This window comes from Nocardioides sp. P86 (assembly GCF_023712465.1).
In the GTDB taxonomy this organism is placed as follows: domain Bacteria; phylum Actinomycetota; class Actinomycetes; order Propionibacteriales; family Nocardioidaceae; genus Nocardioides; species Nocardioides kribbensis.
This window is the reverse complement of sequence record NZ_JAMAYE010000032.1, coordinates 1-452: the sequence shown is the minus strand read 5'-3', so window position 1 is coordinate 452 and position 452 is coordinate 1. Positions and strand designations below refer to the sequence as shown.

Sequence of the window (452 nt, the reverse complement as noted above, 5' to 3'; positions counted from 1 at the left end):
CTCGGAAATCGTGCTTGACCGCAAGGTTGCCGACAAGCGCATCTTCCCGGCCATGGACATTCTCAAGTCCGGCACCCGCAAGGAAGACCTGCTCGTACCGCGCGCCGATCTCCAGAAGATCTTTGTTCTGTTCTGCGCCGTATTCTCGCGCCGATGGGCACGACCGATGCGATCGAATTCCTTATCGACAAGCTCAAGCAGACCAAGAGCAATTCCGAATTCTTCGATTCGATGAATACGTAAAAATTACTCGGTTCAAACCGTTTGAGAAGCGCCGCGCGGGAAACCGTTGCGGCGCTTCTTATTTCAGGATGCCTTGCCGAGGAGCAGTCGCAAAGCATCGGCGTTCTGGACAGGCGGCAGACAGACATGTCCCTTGCAGAACCAGGCTGATGGATGCTCAGGCTCTGCAGTTCCCCCGGTCGGTAGCTCTACTGTCTTGCCAATCTCGA

The 452-nt window shown here is 55.5% G+C and carries 1 pseudogene; it reads left to right on the top strand.

The window, feature by feature from the left end:
- Nucleotides 1-235, top strand: a pseudogene (locus tag M3673_RS18815) (hypothetical protein); the annotation flags it as partial.
- Nucleotides 236-452 lie beyond the last annotated feature (217 nt).